General features: G+C 73.3%; 16 protein-coding genes. 4 read left to right on the forward strand and 12 right to left on the reverse strand.

Features of this window, described 5'->3' with window-relative positions:
• Nucleotides 1–28 precede the first annotated feature (28 nt).
• Nucleotides 29–2,131 carry a tetratricopeptide repeat protein gene (locus ABZ340_RS13585; RefSeq protein WP_358781927.1) on the forward strand — a complete coding sequence of 701 codons (2,103 nt, stop codon included), beginning with the start codon at nt 29–31 and terminating at the stop codon, nt 2,129–2,131.
• Between the two features lie 125 nt (nt 2,132–2,256).
• On the opposite strand, the gene ABZ340_RS13590 is transcribed toward ABZ340_RS13585, so the two are convergent.
• The 3 genes from ABZ340_RS13590 to ABZ340_RS13600 form a co-directional block, all read right to left on the reverse strand.
• Nucleotides 2,257–4,017: a hypothetical protein gene (locus ABZ340_RS13590; RefSeq protein ID WP_358781928.1), complete on the reverse strand. Its 1,761-nt coding sequence runs from the start codon at nt 4,015–4,017 to the stop codon at nt 2,257–2,259.
• Nucleotides 4,018–4,120: 103 nt separating this feature from the next.
• A complete protein-coding gene (locus ABZ340_RS13595; RefSeq protein WP_358781929.1) occupies nt 4,121–5,497 on the reverse strand; it encodes an MFS transporter in 1,377 nt (458 codons plus the stop codon).
• Between the two features lie 121 nt (nt 5,498–5,618).
• The gene (locus ABZ340_RS13600) at nt 5,619–6,284 is read right to left on the reverse strand and encodes a TetR/AcrR family transcriptional regulator (protein WP_358781930.1); all 666 of its coding nucleotides are present in this window, start codon (nt 6,282–6,284) and stop codon (nt 5,619–5,621) included.
• 116 nt (nt 6,285–6,400) lie between these two features.
• On the opposite strand from ABZ340_RS13600, the gene ABZ340_RS13605 reads away from it, so the two are divergent.
• The gene (locus tag ABZ340_RS13605) at nt 6,401–7,330 is read left to right on the forward strand and encodes a shikimate dehydrogenase (RefSeq protein WP_358781931.1); all 930 of its coding nucleotides are present in this window, start codon (nt 6,401–6,403) and stop codon (nt 7,328–7,330) included.
• 256 nt (nt 7,331–7,586) lie between these two features.
• Nucleotides 7,587–9,392, forward strand: coding sequence for a TIM barrel protein (locus tag ABZ340_RS13610; RefSeq protein ID WP_358781932.1), 1,806 nt, complete (start codon nt 7,587–7,589; stop codon nt 9,390–9,392).
• On the opposite strand, the gene ABZ340_RS13615 is transcribed toward ABZ340_RS13610, so the two are convergent.
• Genes ABZ340_RS13615 through tkt form a run of 8 tightly spaced genes read right to left on the reverse strand, consistent with a single transcriptional unit; the run spans nt 9,379 to nt 19,927 of the window.
• A complete protein-coding gene (locus tag ABZ340_RS13615; RefSeq protein ID WP_358781933.1) occupies nt 9,379–10,845 on the reverse strand; it encodes a membrane-associated oxidoreductase in 1,467 nt (488 codons plus the stop codon). The genes ABZ340_RS13610 and ABZ340_RS13615 overlap by 14 nt on opposite strands.
• Before the next feature lie 58 nt (nt 10,846–10,903).
• The gene (locus ABZ340_RS13620; protein ID WP_358781934.1) at nt 10,904–11,488 is read right to left on the reverse strand and encodes a histidine phosphatase family protein; all 585 of its coding nucleotides are present in this window, start codon (nt 11,486–11,488) and stop codon (nt 10,904–10,906) included.
• 7 nt (nt 11,489–11,495) lie between these two features.
• The gene (gene gnd / locus ABZ340_RS13625) at nt 11,496–12,377 is read right to left on the reverse strand and encodes a phosphogluconate dehydrogenase (NAD(+)-dependent, decarboxylating) (RefSeq protein WP_358781935.1); all 882 of its coding nucleotides are present in this window, start codon (nt 12,375–12,377) and stop codon (nt 11,496–11,498) included.
• Between the two features lie 2 nt (nt 12,378–12,379).
• Nucleotides 12,380–14,032, reverse strand: coding sequence for a glucose-6-phosphate isomerase (gene pgi, locus ABZ340_RS13630; protein ID WP_358781936.1), 1,653 nt, complete (start codon nt 14,030–14,032; stop codon nt 12,380–12,382).
• Nucleotides 14,025–14,960, reverse strand: coding sequence for a glucose-6-phosphate dehydrogenase assembly protein OpcA (gene opcA, locus ABZ340_RS13635; protein ID WP_358781937.1), 936 nt, complete (start codon nt 14,958–14,960; stop codon nt 14,025–14,027). Before opcA ends, pgi begins: the two co-directional genes overlap by 8 nt.
• Nucleotides 14,957–16,690, reverse strand: coding sequence for a glucose-6-phosphate dehydrogenase (gene zwf / locus ABZ340_RS13640; protein ID WP_358781938.1), 1,734 nt, complete (start codon nt 16,688–16,690; stop codon nt 14,957–14,959). Before zwf ends, opcA begins: the two co-directional genes overlap by 4 nt.
• Entirely contained in the window at nt 16,687–17,832 is a 1,146-nt protein-coding gene (gene tal, locus ABZ340_RS13645) for a transaldolase (RefSeq protein WP_358781939.1), read from the reverse strand. Before tal ends, zwf begins: the two co-directional genes overlap by 4 nt.
• A 19-nt stretch (nt 17,833–17,851) precedes the next feature.
• Nucleotides 17,852–19,927: a transketolase gene (tkt, locus tag ABZ340_RS13650; protein WP_358781940.1), complete on the reverse strand. Its 2,076-nt coding sequence runs from the start codon at nt 19,925–19,927 to the stop codon at nt 17,852–17,854.
• Between the two features lie 156 nt (nt 19,928–20,083).
• On the opposite strand from tkt, the gene ABZ340_RS13655 reads away from it, so the two are divergent.
• Complete coding sequence (locus ABZ340_RS13655) at nt 20,084–21,004, forward strand: AraC family transcriptional regulator (RefSeq protein WP_358781941.1); 921 nt, start codon at nt 20,084–20,086, stop codon at nt 21,002–21,004.
• 135 nt (nt 21,005–21,139) lie between these two features.
• Here the strand turns inward: ABZ340_RS13655 and ABZ340_RS13660 are convergent, their stop codons facing one another.
• Nucleotides 21,140–22,072, reverse strand: coding sequence for an Ig-like domain-containing protein (locus ABZ340_RS13660; RefSeq protein ID WP_358781942.1), 933 nt, complete (start codon nt 22,070–22,072; stop codon nt 21,140–21,142).
• Nucleotides 22,073–22,154: the final 82 nt, after the last annotated feature.

Consider the following 22,154-nt stretch of genomic DNA (forward strand, 5'->3'; position numbering starts at 1 on the left):
GCCTACGGACGACGGGGGAGTGCGCGGCATGATGGATCCGATCTCGCTGGGCGCCATCGGGGCGGTGCTGGCGGCCGTCGGGTCGGGCATGGCCAACGAGGCGGGGAAGCGGGCCTGGGAGTCGGCCGGCGCCCTGGTCCGCCGGATCGCCGGCCGGGAGGTGCCCGCCCCCGCCACGCCCGGCCAGCTCGACGACGTGACCCGGCTGCTGCACGACCGGCTGCGCGCCGACCCGCACCTCGCCCTCGCCTGGGCCTCGTTCGCCCGCGACGTCCGCACCCCCGCCCTCCTCGCCGCGCCGGACCGCCCCTGCCTGCCCGCCGCGCCGCGCTTCTTCACCGACCGGCAGCAGGCGCTGAAGCAACTCGACAAGGAGGCCACGCGCCCCTACGACGGCCGCCCCCGGCTGGCGCTGCTGCACGGCCCCGAAGGCATCGGCACCAGCGCCCTCGCCGTCCACTGGGGCTGGCGGCAGACCGCCCGCTTCCCCGACGGCCAGCTCCACGCCGATCTGCGCACCCTCGCCCCCGAGGCCGCCGCCGCGACCCTGCTGCGCCGGCTCGGCCTGCCCGAAGAGGAGATACCCCCGGCCGCCGAGGACCGCACCGCCCTGCTGCGCCGCACCCTGGCCGGCCGGCGGCTGCTCCTCGTCCTCGACCACGCCGGCTCCGCCGCCCAGGTGCATCCGCTGCTGACCGCGGCGCCCGGCGTGTTCACCCTCGTCGTCGCCCGGCACCCGCTCACCGGACTCGACGCCCTGCGTGTCCCCGTCGGGCCGCTCCCGCGCCGGGACGCCGTACGGCTGCTCACCGACCTGGCCGGCAAACCGGCCGTCGCCGCCGCCCGTGCCACGCTGCCCGCCCTCCTCGACCGCTGCGCCGGCTCGCCCTATGCCCTGCGCGCCGCCGCGCCCCGCCTCACCGACCCGCCGCCCGCGCCCCCGGAGGTCCCCGCCGTGCCCGACAGCGACCCGGTCCGCGCCGCCGCCGAGGACTCCTACCGCCGGCTCACCCCCGGCGCCGCCCGCCTCTACCGCCTCGCGGGCGTGCACGACTGGCCCGCCCTGGACGCCGCGGCCGCCGCCCGCGCCGCCGGCACCGACGAGAGCGAGGCCGCACGCCACCTGGACGAACTCACCGACGCGCTGCTCGTCGAACGCACCGACGCCGGCCGCCACCACTACCGCCCCGCGGTCCGCGCCCACGCCGAGCACACGGCCGCCGCCACCGACGGCATCGCCGCCTGCTCGGCCGCCGTCACCCGCGTCGTCGCGTACTACCGGGACCTCGCCGTGGGAGCGGCCCGGGCGGCGCTCCCGGAGAGCTGGCGGGTGCCCTCGGCACCATCCCCGGTGACTTTCCCGGACCGGGGCGCGGCCGTCGCGGCCCTCGCCGCCGAGGCGCCCAACCTCGTCCAAGCGGTGCGCGCCGCCGACGAGTTCGGCGACCGGGACACCGTCGTCCTCCTCTGCCGGGCCCTCTGGCCGCTCCAGCTCAAGGCCGGCCACCACGACGTCCTGCTGCCCGCCCTGCGCACCGGCGCCCGCACCGCCGACGCCCACTGCCCCGGCACCCGCGCGGCCGGAGCACTGCACGCCCAGCTCGCCCACACCCTCACCGAGCTGCGCCGCTGGGACGAGGCCGAGGCGCAGGCGCTCGCCGCCGCGCGGGACGAACGGGCCGCCGGGCACGTGCGCGGCCACGCCTCCGCGGTGGAGTTCCTCGGCCTGCTGCGGCTGCGGCAGTGGCGGTTCGAGGAGGCCCACGCCTGCTTCGACGAGGCCGGCGGCATCCTCGACGCCCTCGGCCCCGGCGACGAGGGCGCCGCCGACCTCCCGCGCGCCCGCGCCCTGCTGGACCGCCACCGGGGCCGCGCCCTGCGCGGCCTCGGCCGCCGGACGGAGGCGGTGGCCCGCCTGGAGAGCGCCCTCGCCTTCTTCCGCGACAGCGGCGAGGCATACAACACCGCCCGCACTCTCACCGACCTCGCCGAGACCCACCTCGACGGCGGTGCGGCCGACACCGCGCTGCCGCTGATCGACGAGGCGCTCGCGGCGCTCGCGCGGGAGAACGCCGCGTATCACGTGGCGGGGCTGCGGGCGCTGCGGGAGCGGTGTGTGAGAGGGATGTGAGGGGCATGAGGGGCATGAGGGAGGGGCGCGGAGCCACCCAATATGCCCGCCCGGTGTGCCCGCCCGGTGTGCCCACCTGGTGTGCCCGTCTGGTGTGTCCGTCTGGTGTGCGGCTCGGAAGGCCCTCACCGCCTCATCGGACGGACCGTCACCGGGTGCGCGGTGCCGCCCGTGCGGATCGTCAGCCCCCGGCCGGTCAGTTCCTCCAGCGCCCTGCCCGCCGCGAGCCACGCGTGCAGCGCCGAGGCGTACACCGCCGGATCGGCGTCCGCGCCCGGCCCGGCCGTCAGCCGCAGCAGCGCCCCCGCGCGGGTGCGGACCACGCACGTCCCTGGCCCGGTGACATACGCGGCCAACGCACAGTGCGGGAGCCGGGCGAGGACCTCCGCCGTCCACTCGGCGGGGGACCCCAGACGCGGGTCGTCCGGGGAACCGTGGCGGAACACCACGTCGGCCAGGGCGAGCCGGTCGGTCTCGCGCGTGTCCTCGTGGACCGCCGTGTGCGCCTCGCCGGCGTCCGGGGGCGGTGGCGCGTACGGGCCCGCGTACCGGGTCACCGAGACCTCGCCGGTGCCCGTCGGTCGGGTCAGCACCAGCAGGGCCGCGGTGGGGACGGCGGGCTCGTGCGGCGGCAGGGGCAGCGGCTCCAGGCGCGCGGGCCCGTCGGGCTCGGCGAGGCCGATGATGTCGTAGAAGAGGCGCCGCAGCCGGGCCGCCGACTCCCCGGGGACGGAGCTGACGAACCCGGCGGGGCCGGGTGTCGGCCGGTGCTCTTCGACGAGCGCGTCCACCTGGGGGCGCAGGGGGAGCGCCGGGTCCAGGCGGGGTGCCGTGCGCACGAACGCGTGGACGGGCGCGTCCGGGGCGAGCCCGGCCAGGGGAGCGGCGCCCAGCAGGACCGGGGCGCCGAGGGCGGCGGCGTAGTACGTGACCGAGCCGTGGTCGCCGATCACGGCGTCGGCGGCCAGCAGCGCCTGCCGCCAGCCCGTCAGCGGGTCGATCAGCGTCAGCCCGGAGCGGCGGGCCCGGTCCAGCCAGGCCCGGATCTGGCCGGGGCCGTGACCGTGCCAGACGTTGGGGTGCAGCACGGCCGCGAGCCGGTACTCGTCGGCGGGGAACTCCGAGGTCAGGCGGGGCAGCAGGGACGGCAGGACGTCAGCGCCGCCGTCGCCGAACAGCGACTCCGGGTTCCAGGTGGAGCTGAGGACGATCAGCCGCCGGCCGCGGCCCACACCGAGCGCCCGCCGGTAGCGTGCGCGGTACGGGCGGGCCGCCAGTATGCGGTCCCAGCAGGGGTCGCCGGCGAGTACCGCCGTGGGCGCCGCCTCGGGGCAGACGGCGCGCAGCCGCTCGTACTGCTCGGGGTGCGAGAGCACCAGCGCATCGGCCACCGGCCGCCCGTCCTCGCCGAGCAGCCACTCCCGCGACATCCCGAAGACGGGGGCGGGCTTCCGGCTTCCGGCTTCCGGCTTCCGGCTTCCGGCATCCGGCATCCGGCATCCGGCATCCGGCATCGCCAGCCTCTTAGTGTATCCGATGCCGTGTGACAATATGGCCAACTTACCTTTTATTTCCCGGAGTTGGCCGCCGAAGCTCGCCGAGATCGCCAACGAGACCGGCGTCGACACCGCCTGTTCCCACGGCAGGACGGGCACACCGGTCTCCGCCAGCAGCTCCGCGATCCCGCCCCGGAACGCCGACGACCCCGGGCAGGTGGCCAGCACCTGTATCCGGAGGTCGTCGTCGAAGAGGGGTATGACGTCCAGCAGCCGGGTCGCCGCGGTCACGTTGTGGACGACGAGGAGGACCTTGCGGGTGCGCCCCCGCGTGGCCCATCGCGCCGCGTCGTCCCCGACCGGTACCCGTATCCACCCGGCCCCCGCCACGTCCTTGCCCGCCTCCCGCGCCCGTTCGCGTGTACGTGTGTACGCCTGTACGTGCGTACGTGTGTCGTGTGACCGGGCAACGATAGTCAACGGGGCGTGCGGGTCAGACGGTCGCCTTCGTCGTCTCCGTCTCCGGCTGGGGCGCAGTCCGCCGGGGCCGCTCGCCCAGTTCCTCCGTCGGCGTCCGGTGGGTCTCCCGGGCCGAGAGGGCGGCGATCACCGGCGGGACGCACAGGGCCGCCGTGAACAAGGCCACCGCGAACCAGTCGTCGCCGTCCGGACCGGCGATCCGCGCGGCGAAGGTGACCGCGAACCCCGCCACGGCGAAGCCGATCTGCGTGCCGATCGCCACCCCGGACAGCCGGACCCGGGTGGTGAACATCTCGCCGTAGAAGGCGGGCCACACACCGTTGGCGGCGCTGTAGACGACGCCGAAGGCCACGATGCCCAGCAGCAGCGTCAGCGGGTAGGAACCCGTCGAGATCGCCCACAGGTACAGGAACATCGTCACCGCGCTGCCGACGGCGCCGATCAGGAAGACAGGGCGGCGGCCGATGCGGTCGGACAGCACCGCCCACAGCGGGATCGCGGCGAGCGCGGCCAGGTTGGCGAGGGCGCCCACCCACAGCATGGACGAGCGGGACATGCCGACGGAGTCGCCGGTCGCGTACGCCAGCGCCCAGACGGTGAAGATGGTGCTGACCGAGGCGACGAGCGAGCCCGCGATCACCCGCAGGACGTCCGCCCAGTGCTCGCGCAGCAGGATCACCAGCGGCAGCTTCACGACGCCCTCGGTGGCGCTCTGCTGGGTGAAGGCCGGGGTCTCGTCCAGCTTGCGGCGGATGACGTAGCCGACGACGGCGACCGCGACGCTCAGCCAGAACGGGACCCGCCAGCCCCAGGAGAGCAGGTGTTCCTCGGGGAGCGCGGCGATCGGGAGGAAGACCAGGGTGGCCAGGAGCTGGCCGCCCTGGGTGCCGCTGAGGGTGAAGCTGGTGAAGAAGCCGCGCCGGTGCGGTGGCGCGTGTTCCAGCGTCATGGAGTTGGCGCTGGCCTGCTCGCCGGCGGCCGAGATGCCCTGCAGGACCCGGCACAGCACCAGCAGGACCGGGGCGAGGGCGCCGACCTGTCCGCGGGTGGGCAGACAGCCGATGAGGAACGTCGACAGGCCCATCAGGATCAGGGTGAACACCATGATCTTCTTGCGGCCGAGGCGGTCGCCGACGTGGCCGAGGACGAACGCGCCGAGCGGACGGGCGGCGTACGCGACACCGAACGTGGCCAGCGACAGCAGGGTCGCGGTGGCCGGGTCCGACTCGTCGAAGAAGACCTCCGGGAAGATCAGCGCGGCGGCGCTGCCGTAGATGAAGAAGTCGTAGTACTCCAGGGCGCTGCCGATCCAGGCGGCGGTGGCGGCCTTCCTGGGCTGGCCGGGCGGAGCGTCGGGAGCGGGAGCGGGGGCGGGGGCGGGGACGGACACGGCGGCTCCTTAGCGGCTTCGTCGCCTAATTAACCCACTGGGTAGTTAGTAGGGGTTGGCTGGGATGGTGCGCCCACGTGTCCCGGGTGTCAAGGGGTGCGTCCGCGTCGGCCGGACCCGCTCAGTCCGCCGCGCGCTCCGCCGTCAGGTACGCGATCACCATGTCGCCCAGCATGGTGCGGTAGTGCTCGCGCCGGGCGGGATCGACCAGGTCACGGCCGAACAGGGCCCCGAAGGTGTGCCGGTTGGCGACCCGGAAGAAGCAGAAGGAACTGATCATCGCGTGCAGGTCGACCGCGTCGACGTCGGCTGTGAACAGCCCCGACTCCTGGCCCGCCGCCAGGATCCGGCGGATCACGTCCAGCGCCGGCGAGCCGATCTTCCCGAGTTTCTCGGAGGCGGCGATGTGCTCGGCCCCGTGGATGTTCTCGATGCCGACCAGCCGGATGAAGTCCGGGTGCTGCTCGTGGTGGTCGAAGGTCAGCTCCGCCAGCCGCCGGATGGCGGCCACCGGGTCCAGGTGCTCGACGTCGAGCCGCTGTTCGGCCTCGCGGATCACACCGTACGCCCGCTCCAGCACGGCCGTGAACAGCTGCTCCTTGCCGCCGAAGTAGTAGTAGATCATCCGCTTTGTGGTGCGGGTGCGGGCGGCGATCTCGTCGACGCGGGCGCCGTCGTAGCCGGCCCGGGCGAACTCCTGTGTGGCGACGTCGAGGATCTCGGCCCGGGTGCGGGCGGCGTCACGGGTGCGCCCGTGGGGTCGTGCCGGTTCGTCGACGCTGGTCATCGGGTTCCTTCGGCCGCGGCGGGTGGTGCCGGTGATTGTAGAAGGTCGGGACTTCCCCTGGGCGGCGCCCTGCTGCTATGACTAACGTACTGGTTCGTACATTAAGGGGGTTCCCGGTGGCCCAGGACGCCAAGGACTCGTATCTCGTCGGGCTGATCGGTTCCGGCATCGGCCCGTCGCTCAGCCCGGCCCTGCACGAGCGGGAGGCCGACCGCCAGGGCCTGCGCTACCTGTACCGGCTCGTCGACATCGACACGCTCGGCGTCCCGCCCGAGGCGGTGGGCGACCTGGTGCGCGCCGCCCGCGACCTCGGCTTCGACGGGCTCAACATCACCCACCCCTGCAAGCAGCTCGTCCTCGCCCACCTGGACGGGATCGCCCCGCAGGCCGAGGCGCTGGGCGCGGTCAACACCGTCGTCTTCGACGGCGGCCGGGCCGTCGGCCACAACACCGACGTCACCGGCTTCGCCGCCTCCTTCGCCCGTGGGCTGCCCGACGTGTCGCTGGAGGAGGTCGTTCAGCTCGGTGCCGGCGGGGCGGGCGCGGCCGTCGCGCACGCCCTGCTCACCCTGGGCGCCGGGCGGGTCACCGTCGTCGACGCGCGGCCCGAACGGGCCGCCGCCCTCGCCGCCTCGCTCGGCCGGCACTTCGGGGAGGGCCGCGCGGTCTGCGCCGCCCCCGGCCGGCTCGCGGAGCTGACCGCGCGAGCCGACGGCATCGTCCACGCCACCCCCACCGGCATGGCCGCCCACCCCGGCCTGCCGCTGCCCGCCGAGCTCCTCCACCCAGGGCTGTGGGTCGCCGAGGTCGTCTACCGGCCGCTGGAGACGGAACTGCTGCGCACCGCCCGCGCGCTGGGCTGCGCCGTGCTCGACGGCGGCGGCATGGCCGCCTTCCAGGCCGCGGACGCGTTCCGGCTGTTCACCGGGCGGGAACCCGACAGTGCGCGGATGCTCGCCGACCTCACGGAGCTGGCCGGGGCCGGCGCGGCGCCGCCGCGGGCCGCCACCGGACCGCGGCAGGCCGCCGTCACGGCACCGGAGTAGACCGCCGTCCCGGCATCGAAGCAAGCCGTCCCGGCCCGATGCAGACCGTCCCGGCCCGGCACAAGCCGTCCCGGCCCGAAGCAGGCCGTCCCGGCCCGGCACAAGCCGTCCTGGCCCGATGCAGACCGTCCCGGCCCGGCACAAGCCGTCCCGGCCCGATGCAGACCGTCCCGGCCCGGCACAAGCCGTCCCGGCCCGGAACAGAGCCGCCCCGGCCCGGAACAGAGCCCCCGGCCCGAAGCAGAGAGGTACCCGGATGCGTACGTCCATCGCCACCGTCTCCCTGAGCGGATCCCTCACCGAGAAGCTGACCGCCGCCGCCCGGGCCGGGTTCGACGGCGTGGAGATCTTCGAGAACGACCTGCTGGCCAGCCCCCTCACCCCGGAGGAGATCCGCGCCCGCTGCGCCGACCTCGGCCTGACCATCGACCTGTACCAGCCGATGCGGGACGTCGAGGCCGTCCCCGCCGAGGAGTTCGCCCGCACCCTGCGCCGGGCCCGGCACAAGTTCGCGCTGATGCGCCGGCTCGGCGCGGACACCGTGCTGGTCTGCTCCAGCGTCTCCCCGCTCGCCGTGGACGACGACGCGCTCGCGGCCGAGCAGCTCGCCGCCCTCGCCGGCCTCGCCCAGGAGTCCGGCATCCGCGTCGCCTACGAGGCGCTCGCCTGGGGACGGCACGTCAGCACCTACGACCACGCCTGGCGCATCGTCGAGGCCGCCGGCCACCCGGCGCTCGGCACCTGCCTGGACAGCTTCCACATCCTCTCCCGCACCAGTGATCCCGATGACCTCGACGGCATCGAGGTCATCCCCGGCGAGAAGATCTTCTTTCTCCAGCTCGCCGACGCGCCCCGCCTCGCCATGGACGTCCTCCAGTGGAGCCGCCACCACCGCTGCTTCCCCGGACAGGGCGGCTTCGACGTGGCCGGGCTGGTCCGGCGCGTCCTGCGGACCGGCTACACCGGCCCGCTCTCCCTGGAGGTCTTCAACGACGTCTTCCGGCAGTCCGACGCCGGGGCGACGGCCGTCGACGCCCAGCGCTCCCTGCGCGTGCTGAAGGAACAGGTCGGCCTCACCGCGCCGTCCGCGCCCGTCGTCCCCACCGGCGTCGCCTTCGCCGAGCTGGTCACGCCCGACGCCGAACCCGTCGCCGCCCTGCTCGGCGCGCTGGGCTTCGCCCGCACCGCGCGGCACCGCGGCAAACCCGTCGACCTGTGGCAGCGGGGCGAGGCCCGCGTCCTGGTCAACACCGGGCCGGCCGCGCGCCGCGACGGCACCCGCCTCGCCGCCGTCGGCCTGGAGACCCCCGACCCCGCGGGCGCCGCCCGCCGCGCCGAGGCGCTGCTCGCCCCCGTCCTGCCGCGCCGCCGCGCCCCCGAGGACGCCCCGCTGGAGGCGGTCGCGGCGCCCGACGGCACGGAACTGTTCTTCTGCGCCGCGCCGGGCGAGGGCCGGCCCGACTGGCGGTCCGACTTCGCCGGCACCGGGGCCGCGCCCGCGGACGGCGGCGGATGCCGCATCGACCACCTCGCGCTGACCCAGCCCTGGCACCACTTCGACGAGGCCGCGCTGTTCCACCGCAGCGTCCTCGGGCTCAGCCCGCAGCAGGCCGTGGACGTCGCCGACCCCTACGGCCTGCTGCGCAGCCGCGCCGTCACCAACGACGACGGCACCGTCCGCATCGTGCTGACGGTCGGCGCCGCCCCCACCGACGACACCGCGCCCGCCCAGCACATCGCGCTCGCCACCGACGACGTGGTCGCCGCGGCCCGCCGCTTCCGCGCGGCCGGCGGCTCCCTGCTGCCGATCCCCGCCAACTACTACGACGACCTCGCCGCCCGGTACGAGTTCGCCGAGGGGGAGCTGGAGACCTACCGGGACCTCGGCATCCTCTACGACCGGGACGCGCACGGCGCCTTCCGGCACTGCTACACGCACACCGTGGGCCGGGTGTTCTTCGAACTCCTCCAGCGCGACGGCGGCTACCGCGGCTACGGCGCCCCCAACGCCTCCGTCCGCCTCGCCGCCCAGCACGCCGCCCGGGGCTTCACGGGCGGCTGACGGCGCGGCTGACGCCCGCGACGACCGTCGTGGCCAGGATCCAGCCCGTGACGATCAGCAGGTAGGCCAGCCACTGGTGGGCTCCGCGCGGCGCGAACGCCGTCTCCTGCCCGAAGGAGACGACCGGCAGCAGCAGGTCGAGGGTGTAGAACACCGGGTTGAACTGCGGTGCCTCGGACGGCTTGAGCGGTGCGGGGTGCTCCAGGCCGAACGCGGCCGAACCGAGCGCGAGCAGCGTCAGCAGCCAGACCAGGGCCCGCATCGGCCGGAAGCCGTAGCCGACGGTCACGTCCTGGAGATATCCCCACGCGCGCCCGTACCAGGGCAGGGTGCGGCGGTGCCGGCGCTGCTTGGCGAGCTGCACGCGCCGGGCCGCGTCGTCGTCGCCGGTCCGGCGGTAGGCGGCGGTGAGCTGCTCGTAGGCGTAGGGGACGTACCCGTCGCCGTCGCGTTCCAGCATGGGCAGGCGGCGTTCGGCGGGGTGGTGCGGGACGAGCGCCGTGTAGGAGAGGTCGTTCAGGTACACCTCGTCGGGCAGCATCTCCGGGTCGAGGCTGAGGCTGTCGATCCGGGCGCGGCGCAGTCTGAGCGCGCCCTGGACACGCTCGCCGGAGAACAGCCACAGCTCCCCGACGACCGAGCTGGTGGCCCGCAGCGCGACACCGCCGGGCCGGGACAGGGACGCGTGGGCCAGGTCGAGGGTCCCGGGGACGCGGGCGCCCCGGAAGTCGAGCAGGCCCCGGGCGCGCAGGCACCCGGCCGACACGCTCGTCCCGACGACCAGGTTCTGCGCGTCCAGGGCCGTGCCCTCACCCGCGTCCAGGACGGCGTCCCTGAGGTTGAGCTGCCCGGCGACGGAGGCCCCGCTGAGCCGGGCCGCACCGCGCGTGCGCAGCCCGGGGGCCCACAGGTCGGCGCCGAGGACCGCCTGGTTGAGCTGGAGCACCGGCCCCTCGGTGTCCGGCGACGCGTGGATCCGCGCACTCTCCAGGTACACGCTCCCGGCGATCTCCGACCCGGACAGCCGCACCGTCCCGTGGAACCGGGCCCGGGTCATCCGCAGCACGCCGTCCACGCGCACCGCGTGGGCGATCAGTCCCGGCAGGGCGGACTCGCTCAGATTGAGTTCCCGCAGCCGGCAGCCGTAGAGCCGGAGCACCTCATCGAAGTGACAGTGCTTCAGCCACACCGGCTGGTCGATCGTGGCGTACTGGAGATGGAGGCCGCCGGTGATCCGGGCGCCGGAGAGGTCCAGTGAGGGGATCTCGCCGTTCTCCTGGGGTGCGGTGAGCAGGAGCGCGCGCAGCACCGCCGCCCGTACGGTGCGCTCCGGCCCCCAGCCGCCGCCGTCGGCGGCGTCCTCGTCGTCCGCCGTGCGGAAGTCCACGGCCTGGCCGCGGGGAAAGGCCCGCCACACCCGCGCCTCGGCCGGGGTCAGATCGGTGATCTCCATCAGCCGGGACTCTGACGCGCCGGCCGGGGGCTGTCAACAGGCCCCGGCCGACGCCCGTTCAGGGCCGGGTGTTCCACTCCGCGATCACCGGGCGCCCGTGTTCCGTCGACAGCCGGCTCAGCGTCCCCGTCGCCAGCTGGAACAGCCGTCCCTCGGCGGGCGGCAGGCCCAGCCGGCGCGCGGTGAGCACCCGCAGGAAGTGGGCGTGGGCCACCAGGACCACGTCCCCGTCCGCGAGGGCGGGCTCCACGCGGGCCAGCACGCGGTCGGCCCGCGCCCCGACCTGCCCGGGGGACTCGCCGTGCCCTTCGGGACCGGGCGGTACACCGTCCGTCCACAGGTCCCAGCCGGGCCGGGTGCGGTGGATCTCCACGGTGGTGACGCCCTCGTAGGCGCCGTAATCCCACTCGTGCAGATCGGCGTCGGGCACGGCCCCGACGAGGCCCGCCAGGTCGGCGGTGCGCCGGGCCCGGCCGAGCGGGCTGGTGAGCACCAGCGCGAACGGCCGGCCCGACAGGAGCGGAGCCAGGGACTTGGCCTGCTCCTCACCGTGGGGGGTGAGGGGCAGGTCGGTGAAGCTGGTGTGCTGTCCCGACACGCTCCACTCGGTCTCGCCGTGGCGGACCAGCAGCAGATCCCCCACCGCGTGCCTACTTCTTCGCCGACTCGACGGCGTGGCCGCCGAACTGGTTGCGCAGCGCGGCGATCATCTTCATCTGCGGCGAGTCCTCCTGGCGGGAGGCGAACCGGGCGAAGAGGGAGGCGGTGATCGCGGGCAGCGGCACCGCGTTGTCGATGGCGGCCTCCACCGTCCAGCGGCCCTCGCCCGAGTCCTCGGCGTAGCCGCGCAGCTTCTCCAGGTGCTGGTCCTCGTCGAGCGCGTTGACGGCGAGGTCGAGCAGCCAGGAGCGGATGACGGTGCCCTCCTGCCAGGAGCGGAAGACCTCGCGGACGTTGTCGACGGAGTCGACCTTCTCCAGCAGCTCCCAGCCCTCGGCGTAGGCCTGCATCATCGCGTACTCGATGCCGTTGTGGACCATCTTGGCGAAGTGGCCCGCGCCGACCTTGCCCGCGTGGACGTAGCCGTAGGGGCCCTCCGGCTTGAGCGACTGGAAGACGGGCTGGAGGCGGTCGACGTGCTCCTTGTCGCCGCCGACCATCAGGGCGTAGCCGTTCTCCAGGCCCCATACGCCGCCGGAGACACCGGCGTCGACGAAGCCGATGCCCTTGGCGCCGAGCTCGGCGGCGTGCTTCTCGTCGTCGCTCCAGCGGGAGTTGCCGCCGTCGATGACGGTGTCGCCGGGCTGGAGCAGGTCGCCGAGCTCGTCGATGACGGACTGGGTGGCCGCGCCGGCCGGGACCATCACCCACACCGCGCGGGGCGCCTCCAGCTTGCCGACCAGTTCGGTCAGGCTGCTGACGTCGGAGATCTCCGCGTTGCGGTCGTAGCCGACGACGGTGTGGCCGGCGCGGCGCAGGCGCTCGCGCATGTTGCCGCCCATCTTGCCGAGACCGATGAGACCGAGCTGCATGGTTACTTCACTTCCTTGAGATCGCGGTAGGCCGCGACGAGGGCGGCGGTGGACGGGTCGAGACCGGGCACGTCGGCGCCCTCGGTGAGGGCGGGTTCGACCCGCTTGGCGAGGACCTTGCCGAGTTCGACGCCCCACTGGTCGAAGGAGTCGATGTTCCAGATCGCGCCTTGGACGAACACCTTGTGCTCGTAGAGGGCGACGAGCTGGCCGAGGACCGACGGGGTCAGTTCCGCGGCCAGGATCGTCGTGGTCGGGTGGTTGCCCTTGAACGTGCGGTGCGGCACCTGCTCCTCGGGCACGCCCTCCGCGCGCACCTCGTCCGGCGTCTTGCCGAAGGCGAGCGCCTGGGTCTGGGCGAAGAAGTTGGCCATCAGCAGGTCGTGCTGCGCCTTGAGCCCGTCGCTCAGCTCGGCCACCGGCCGGGCGAAGCCGATGAAGTCCGCCGGGATGAGCTTGGTGCCCTGGTGGATGAGCTGGTAGTAGGCGTGCTGCCCGTTGGTGCCCGGCGTGCCCCACACCACCGGGCCGGTCTGCCACTCGACGGGGTGGCCGTCGCGGTCGACCGACTTGCCGTTGGACTCCATGTCCAGCTGCTGGAGGTACGCCGTGAACTTGGACAGGTAGTGCGAGTACGGCAGCACCGCGTGCGACTGGGCGCCGAAGAAGTTGCCGTACCAGATCCCGAGCAGCCCCAGGATCAACGGGGCGTTGGCCTCGGCCTCGGCGTTGCGGAAGTGCTCGTCGACGATGCGGAAGCCGTCGAGCATCTCGCGGAAGCGGTCCGGGCCGATGGCGATCATCAGGGACAGGCCGATCGCCGAGTCGTAGGAGTACCGGCCGCCGACCCAGTCCCAGAACTCGAACATGTTGGCCGTGTCGATGCCGAACTCGGCGACCTTCTCCGCGTTGGTCGACAGCGCCACGAAGTGCCGGGCGACCGCCTTCTCGTCGCCGTCCAGCCCCTCCAGCAGCCACTTCCGCGCGGACGTGGCGTTGGTGATCGTCTCGATCGTGGTGAACGTCTTGGAGGCGACGATGAACAGCGTCTCGGCCGGGTCCAGGTCCCGGACCGCCTCGTGCAGGTCGGCGCCGTCCACGTTGGACACGAAGCGGAACGTGAGGGAGCGGTCGGTGTAGGCGCGCAGCGCCTCGTACGCCATCGCCGGGCCCAGGTCGGAGCCGCCGATGCCGATGTTGACGACGTTGCGGATGCGCTTGCCGGTGTGGCCGGTCCACTCGCCCGAGCGGACCCGCTCGGCGAAGTCGCTCATCTTGTCGAGCACGGCGTGCACGGCGGGCACCACGTTCTCGCCGTCGACCTCGATCACCGCGTCCCGCGGGGCGCGCAGCGCGGTGTGCAGCACCGCCCGCCGCTCGGTGAGGTTGATCTTCTCGCCGCGGAACATGGCGTCCCGCAGCCCGAACACGTCGGTGGCGGCGGCCAGCTCCTGGAGCAGGGCGAGGGTCTCGTCGGTGACCAGGTTCTTGGAGTAGTCGATCCGCAGGTCACCGACGTGCACCACGTACCGCTCCGCGCGGGAGGGGTCCGCGGCGAACAGCTCCCGCAGGTTCGGGTGGAGCATCGCCTCGGCTCGATGGTCCTCCAGGGCGGTCCACTCCGGTCGCCGGGTGAGCTTGGGGGCGTCAGACATGTGCGGGGGTCTCCTTGGCGGCCTCGCCGTTCAGGGCGATGGCGTACATCTCGTCGGCGTCGAGGCGCCTGAGCTCCTCGGCGATGAGTTCGGAGGTGGGGCGGACCTTCAGGGCGAGGGTGCGCGAGGGCTGGCCCGGCAGAGACAGGGTGGCCAGCGGGCCCTCGGGCCGGTCGATGACGATCTCGCCGTTCCCGGTGCCCAGGCGCACGCCCGTGACGACCGGTCCGGCGGTGTCCACCCGCTCGACCGGCACCCGCAGCCGGGCCTCCAGCCAGCGGGCCAGCAGCTCCGCGCTGGGGTTCTCCGGCTCGCTCTCCACGACCGCGGAGGTGATCTCCAGCCGGGCCTGGTCCAGGGCGGCGGCCAGCATCGAGCGCCACGGGGTCAGCCGGGTCCAGGCCAGGTCGGTGTCGCCGGGCGCGTACGAGCGCACGCGGTCCTCAAGCGCCTGGAGCGGGTGCTCGACGGCGTACATGTCGGTGATCCGGCGCTGGGCCAGCGCGCCGAGCGGGTCCTTGGCGGGGTTCTCCGGCGCGTCCACCGGCCACCACACCACCACCGGGGCGTCCGGCAGCAGCAGCGGCAGCACCACCGAGTCGGCGTGGTCGGACACCTCGCCGTACATGCGCAGCACCACCGTCTCGCCGGTGCCGGCCTCGGAGCCCACCCGCACCTCGGCGTCCAGGTGGGAGCGGGTGCGGTCGCGGGAGGTGCGGGCGTGCCGCTTGATGACGACCAGGGTGCGCGAGGGGTGCTCGTGCGAGGCCTCCTCGGCCGCCTTCATCGAGTCGTAGGCGTTCTCCTCGTCCGTGACGATCACCATCGTCAGGACCATGCCCACGGCCGGGGTGCCGATGGCGCGGCGACCCTGCACCAGCGCCTTGTTGATCTTGCTTGCCGTGGTGTCGGTCAGGTCGATCCTCATGGCCTGCGCCAGCTCCGTCCGTCTCGTGCGAGCATCTCGTCGGCTTCCTCGGGTCCCCAGCTGCCCGAGGCGTACTGCGCGGGCCTGCCGTGCGTGGCCCAGTACTCCTCGACCGGGTCGAGGATCCTCCAGGACTCTTCCACTTCCTGGTGACGGGGGAACAGGTTGGCGTCCCCCAGGAGGACGTCCAGGATGAGCCGCTCGTACGCCTCCGGGCTGGACTCGGTGAACGACTCGCCGTAGGCGAAGTCCATCGACACGTCCCGGATCTCCATGGAGGTGCCCGGCACCTTCGAGCCGAACCGGACCGTCATGCCCTCGTCCGGCTGGACGCGGATGACGATGGCGTTCTCGCCCAGCTCCTCGGTGGCCGTCGTGTCGAAGGGGGAGTGCGGGGCGCGCTGGAAGACGACCGCGATCTCCGTCACCCGGCGGCCCAGCCGCTTGCCGGTGCGCAGGTAGAAGGGGACGCCCGCCCAGCGGCGGTTGTCGATGCCCAGCTTGATCGCGGCGTAGGTGTCGGTGGTGGAGGCCGGGTCGATGCCGTCCTCCTCCAGGTAGCCGCGGACCGGTTCGCCGCCCTGCCAGCCGCGCGCGTACTGCCCGCGCACGGTGTGCCTGCCGAGGTCCTCGGGCAGCCGCACCGCCCGCAGCACCTTCAGCTTCTCGGTGAGCAGCGACTCGGCGTCGAAGGAGGCGGGCTCCTCCATCGCGGTCAGCGCCAGCAGCTGGAGCAGGTGGTTCTGGATGACGTCGCGGGCGGCGCCGATGCCGTCGTAGTAGCCGGCCCGGCCGCCGATGCCGATGTCCTCGGCCATCGTGATCTGCACGTGGTCGACGTACGAGCGGTTCCAGATCGGCTCGTACATCTGGTTGGCGAAGCGCAGCGCCAGGATGTTCTGGACGGTCTCCTTGCCCAGGTAGTGGTCGATGCGGAAGACCTGGTCCGGCTCGAACACCTCGTGCACGATCGCGTTCAGGTCGCAGGCGCTGGCCAGGTCGTGGCCGAACGGCTTCTCGATCACCGCGCGCCGCCAGGCGCCCTCCGGCGCGTCGGCCAGCCCGTGCTTCTTGAGCTGCTGGACGACCTTCGGGAAGAACTTCGGCGGCACGGAGAGGTAGAAGGCGTAGTTGCCGCTGGTGCCGCGGGAGGCGTCCAGCTCGTCCACGGCGTCCTTGAGCTGCTTGAACGCGGTGTCGTCGTCGAAGTCGCCGGGGATGAACCGCATGCCCTCGGAGAGCTGCTGCCACACCTCCTCGCGGAACGGCGTGCGCGCGTGCTCCTTGACGGCCTCGTGCACGACCTGCGCGAAGTCCTGGTCCTCCCAGTCCCGGCGGGCGAAGCCCACCAGGGAGAAGCCCGGCGGCAGCAGGCCGCGGTTGGCCAGGTCGTACACGGCCGGCATCAGCTTCTTGCGGGACAGGTCGCCGGTGACCCCGAAGATGACCAGCCCGGACGGGCCCGCGATGCGGGGCAGCCGGCGGTCGCGGGGGTCGCGCAGCGGGTTGTCCCACGCGTCGGCCGGGACGGGGACGACGGGCTGCTCCTTTGCCGCCGGGGCGGCCTCGGACGCCGCCTTCCCGCTCTTTCCGGCTCCCTGGGCCGCCTCGCCCTGCCCGGTGTCGCCGGCGGCCTTCCCGCGCCGCTTGGCGGGCTTGGCCTTCCCGGCCTCGGACGTCTCGGTCGCCGCGGCCTCGCCGGCCGCCGCTTCCGCAAGCTCCTCGCTCATTCCCCGTCCACTCCCTTGCTGTTCAGGGACTTCGTCACGGCGTCGAGCAGGTCCTGCCAGGCCACCTCGAACTTGGCGACGCCCTCGTCCTCCAGCTGCCGCACCACCTCGTCGTACGAGATGCCGAGCCGCTCGACGGCGGCGAGGTCGGCGCGGGCCTGGGCGTAGCCGCCGGTGACCGTGTCGCCCCGGACGTCACCGTGATCGGCGGTGGCGTTCAAGGTGGCCTCCGGCATCGTGTTCACGGTGCCGGGAGCGACCAGCTCCTCCACGTACAGAGTGTCCCGGTATGCCGGGTCCTTCACACCGGTGGAGGCCCACAGGGGGCGCTGCTTGTTGGCGCCGGCACCGGCCAGGGCGGTGAAACGGCCGCCCGAGAAGACCTCCTCGTACGCCTCGTAGGCCAGCCGCGCGTTGGCCAGGGCCGCCTTCCCCTTCAGGGCGAGGGCCTCGTCGGTGCCCAGCAGCGTCAGCCGCTTGTCGATCTCGCTGTCGACGCGGGAGACGAAGAAGGAGGCCACGGAGTGGATGGCGGACAGGTCGTGCCCGGCCGCCCGCGCCTTCTCCAGGCCGGCGAGGTAGGCGTCCATGACCGCGCGGTAGCGCTCCAGGGAGAAGATCAGCGTCACGTTCACGCTGATGCCGGCGCCGATGACCTCGGTGATGGCCGGCAGGCCCGCCTCGGTCGCCGGAATCTTGATCATCACGTTGGGGCGGTCGACCAGCCAGGCCAGCTGCCGGGCCTCGGCGACGGTCGCCTCGGTGTTGTGGGCCAGACGGGGGTCGACCTCGATGGAGACCCGGCCGTCCCGGCCGCCGCTCGCCTCGAACACCGGCTTGAGCACGTCGGCGGCGGCGCGGACGTCGGCGGTGGTCATCATGCGCACCGCCTCGTCGACGGTGACGCCGCGCACCGCCAGGTCGGCGAGCTGCTCCTCGTACCCCTCACCGGAGCCGATCGCGGCCTGGAAGATGGAGGGGTTGGTGGTGACGCCGACGACGTTCTTCGTCTCGACCAGTCCGGCCAGGTTGCCGGACTCGATCCGCTTGCGGGACAGGTCGTCCAGCCAGATGGACACGCCCTCGTCGGACAGGCGCTTGAGTGCTCCCGCGGACGCGGATGCTTCGGACACAGTGATCATCTTCTTTCTGGCGATCGGATCAGCCGCGGGCGGCGGCGAGGGACTCGCGCGCCGCGGCGGCGACGTTCTCGGCGGTGAAGCCGTACTCGGCGAACAGGGTCTTGGCGTCGGCGGAGGCGCCGAAGTGCTCCAGGGAGACGATGCGTCCGGCGTCGCCCACGAAGCGGTACCACGTCAGGCCGATGCCGGCCTCCACGGCGACCCGCGCCTTCACGGACGGCGGCAGGACGCTCTCGCGGTACTCGCGCGGCTGCTCCTCGAACCACTCCACGGACGGCATCGACACCACCCGGGTGGCGGTCCCCTCCGCCTCCAGCAGCTCGCGCGCGGCCACGGCGAGCTGCACCTCGGAGCCGGTGGCGATCAGGACGACGTCCGGGGCGCCGGTGGAGGCGTCCGCCAGGACGTAGCCGCCCTTGGCCGCGTCCGGGTTCGGCGCGTAGGTCGGCACGCCCTGCCGGGTCAGCGCCAGGCCGTGCGGGGCCGGGTGGGTGGAGTGCCGGCGCAGGATCTCCGCCCAGGCGACGGCGGTCTCGTTGGCGTCGGCCGGGCGGACGACGTTCAGGCCCGGGATGGCGCGCAGCGCGGCCAGGTGCTCGACCGGCTGGTGGGTCGGGCCGTCCTCGCCCAGACCGATGGAGTCGTGCGTCCACACGTACGTCACCGGCAGCTGCATCAGCGCGGACATGCGCACGGCGTTGCGCATGTAGTCGGAGAAGACCAGGAAGGTGCCGCCGTAGATGCGGGTGTTGCCGTGCAGGGCGATGCCGTTCATCTCCGCGGCCATGGAGAACTCGCGGATGCCGAAGTGGACGGTACGGCCGTACGGGTCGGCCTCCGGCAGCGGGTTGCCCTCGGGCAGGAACGACGACGTCTTGTCGATGGTGGTGTTGTTCGAGCCGGCCAGGTCGGCGGAGCCGCCCCACAGCTCGGGCAGCACCGGGCCGAGCGCCTGGAGCACCTTGCCGGACGCGGCGCGGGTGGCGACGGACTTGCCGGGCTCGAACACCGGCAGGGCGTCCTCCCAGCCCTCGGGGAGCCGGCCGGCGACCACGCGGTCGAACAGCTCGGCACGGCGCGGCTGGGTGTCGCGCCAGGCGGCGATCCGCTTGTCCCAGGCGGCGTGCGCCTCGGCGCCCCGGTCCAGGGCCTTGCGGGTGTGGGCGAGCACCTCGTCGGCGACCTCGAAGCTCTTCTCCGGGTCGAAGCCGAGGACCCGCTTGGTGGCCGCGACCTCGTCCTCGCCCAGCGCCGAGCCGTGCGCGGCCTCGGTGTTCTGCGCGTTCGGGGCGGGCCAGGCGATGATCGTGCGCATCGCGATGATCGAGGGGCGCCCGGTCTCGGCCTGCGCCGCCTTCAGCGCCGCGTACAGCGCGTGGACGTCGATGTCGCCGTTCTCGGCGGGCTCGATGCGCTGGGTGTGCCAGCCGTACGCCTCGTACCGCTTGAGGACGTCCTCGGAGAACGCGGTGGCGGTGTCGCCCTCGATGGAGATGTGGTTGTCGTCGTAGAGGAAGACGAGGTTGCCGAGCTTCTGGTGGCCGGCGAGGGAGGAGGCCTCGGCGGAGACGCCCTCCTGGAGGTCGCCGTCGGAGACGATCGCCCAGACGGTGTGGTCGAAGGGGGACTCGCCCGCGGGCGCGTCCGGGTCGAACAGGCCGCGCTCGTAGCGGGCGGCCATCGCCATGCCGACGGCGTTGGCGACACCCTGGCCCAGCGGGCCGGTCGTCGTCTCCACGCCCGCGGTGTGCCCGTACTCGGGGTGACCCGGCGTCTTCGAACCCTGCGTGCGGAACGCCTTCAGGTCGTCCAGCTCCAGCTCGTACCCGGCCAGGTAGAGCTGCGTGTACAGCGTCAGCGAGGTGTGGCCGGGGGACAGGACGAAGCGGTCACGGCCCGTCCACTCCGGGTCGGCGGGGTCGTGACGCATCACCTTCTGAAAGATCGTGTAGGCGGCCGGGGCCAGGCTCATCGCCGTGCCCGGGTGGCCGTTGCCGACCTTCTGCACGGCGTCGGCCGCGAGAATGCGGGCCGTGTCGACGGCACGCCGGTCGAGTTCGGTCCATTCGAAGCTGTCCGGTGTCTGCGTGCTCATCTTCAAGAAGTCCTCGATCGGAGCGGGATACCTGGTCTGACGTGTTCAAACTTAAAAGTCAGACTTTTTGAGGGGAAGGTCGGGGTGTGCCAGCCTGTGGTGAAAGTGGGACACCCCCGGGCGCCGCGGCGCCCGTCGAAGCGGCATGAGAAGGACATGACGGACGAAAACATCCCAGGTGGCGAGGGTGACGGCGCCGACGGCGGGACGGGCGACGGAATCAGAACCTTCCCCTTCCCCGCCGACCGGAGCGTCCTCGGCGTCGGCATGCAGATCGGCCCGATGGGCACCGGCCGCACCTGGCACTCCGAGGCGCCGCTGCACCGGGTGCACCGCATCGACTTCCACGTCGTCATGCTCTTCACCGGCGGCCCGGTCCGGCACATGATCGACTTCGCCGAGTACGAGGCCGCCGCCGGCGACCTGCTGTGGATCCGCCCGGGCCAGGTCCACCGCTTCTCACCGGACAGGGAGTACCGCGGAACCGTCCTGACCATGCAGCCCGGCTTCCTGCCCCGCGCCACGGTGGAGGCGGCCGGCCTCTACCGCTACGACCAGCCGCCCCTGCTCCACCCCGGTCCGGCGCAGCGCGCGGCCCTCACCGCCGCCCTCGACCAGCTCCGCCGCGAGTACGAGGACACCACCACGCTGCCGCTCAGCCTGCACACGGCGGTGCTGCGGCACTCCCTGTCCGCGTTCCTGCTGCGCCTGGCCCACCTGGCGGCCAGCTCCGCCGAGGCGGTGCGGCTGAGGCAGGCCGACACCACCTTCACCCTCTTCCGGGACGCGGTCGAGAAGGGCTTCGCCACCAACCACAGCGTCAGCGCCTACGCCGACGCGCTCGGCTACTCCCGCCGCACCCTCGTCCGCGCGGTCCGCGCCGCCACCGGCGAGACGCCCAAGGGGTTCATCGACAAGCGCGTGATCCTGGAGGCCAAGCGGCTGCTGGCCCACACCGACATGCCGATCGGCCGCGTCGGCGCGGCGGTCGGCTTCCCCGACGCGGCGAACTTCTCCAAGTTCTTCCACCAGCACACGGACATGACACCGGCGGCGTTCCGGGCGGAGCTGCGCTGACGGGGCGGTGGGCCGGCCGGCGCCGGGCCGCGGCCAGCCGGGCGGTGCCGGGCCGCGGCCGGGCGGGCGGCGCCGACGGCGAACCGGTGGCGCGCGGCGGCCGGCGCGGTCCGCGCCGGCCGCCTCAGGCGCCCGCTACAGGGCGCTGCCCGCCTTCCACTTCTCCCACGACAGGTTCCAGCCGTTGAGCCCGTTGTCCGCGGCGACGGTCCGTTCGCCGGAGTTCTTCACGATCACCACGTCCCCGAGCAGGGAGTTCATGTAGAACTCGTGGCCGGCCGTGGAGTCGTCGTCCCCGCCCTTGGCGTCCTGCAGGCCGATGCAGCCGTGGGTGGTGTTCCGCTGCCCGAACACCGACGGCGAGGTCCAGTAGTTGCCGTGGATGAAGGTGCCGGACGTCGTCAGCCGCTGGGCGTGCGGGACGTCCGGGATGTCGTACTCCTGGCCGAGCCCCACGGTCGAGGAGTCCATGCGGGTCTCCTTCAGCTGCTCGCTGATCACCATGATCCCGGACCAGGTGGTGTGGTCGGCGTCGCCGCCGGTGACGGCGTAGGTGGCGACCCTCCGGCCCTCCTGCTCGACCGTCATCTTCCCGGCGGCCAGATCGACCGTGCTGATCTGCTTGCGTCCGACGAGGAAGGAGAGGTCCCCGGACTGGACGCCGTACACGCCGCTCGCGGCCTCGACGCCCTGCAGCCGCACCCGCACGGTGACCCTGGTGCCGGGCGCCCAGTACTTCCGGGGGCGGAAGTCCAGCCGCTTGTCGCCGAACCAGTGGCCGGCCACCTCGACGCCGGGGTCGGCGGTCACCGTGATCGCCCGCTCGACGGCGGCCTTGTGCGTCACGGCGTGCGAGAAGGTGATCGACACGGGCATGCCGACGCCGTACAGGCCGCCCGCCCGCGGGGTGACGGTGGCGGTGAGGGACTCCGCGGCCTGCGCCGCCGGACCGCTCCAGCCGGTCAGGGCGACAGCGGCCGGAACCGCACCGAACAGCGCGAGCACCCCGCGCCGGGACCACCTCCCTGGCTGCTGGTCGGGCCGGCTGGGTATGTGGGGGGTGCTCACGGGGTGCCTTTCTGTGACGGTCGACGGCATCTGTGCAGTGTGCACCTTATAACTGGGTTTTCTCTGAGAGGACCCGTCGGCG

Origin of the sequence: Streptomyces sp. NPDC006134 (assembly GCF_040628835.1) — a bacterium.
Classification (GTDB): Bacteria; Actinomycetota; Actinomycetes; order Streptomycetales; family Streptomycetaceae; genus Streptomyces.